The following is a 222-nucleotide window of genomic DNA, read 5'->3' on the forward strand; positions in this document are numbered from 1 at the left end:
GTGTATCTCTCTTGGACCATATACAGCAGCAATTACTTTGGTATTACCCATCTCGAACACGGCAGACCCATCTGCTTTGTCCACAGTACCGAGATGCGCCCGAAGTTGACGAATTTCCATGGGACGGCGGCCATCTTGGCGAAGTCCTTCTGGGTTGACGTACTCCATCGCACAAATGACGAGGTTGGAACTCCAAGGATTCCCGCAATCACAACAGAGAAG

General features: G+C 50.9%; 1 protein-coding gene. It reads right to left on the bottom strand.

The window, feature by feature from the left end:
• Positions 1-168, bottom strand: a 168-nt coding sequence (locus tag C6N31_RS46740) for an exosome complex component (protein ID WP_198359785.1), incomplete at its 3' end; no start/stop codon positions are given.
• Between the last annotated feature and the right edge of the window lie 54 nt (positions 169-222).

This window comes from Streptomyces fildesensis (assembly GCF_016107395.1).
Classification (GTDB): Bacteria; Actinomycetota; Actinomycetes; order Streptomycetales; family Streptomycetaceae; genus Actinacidiphila; species Actinacidiphila fildesensis.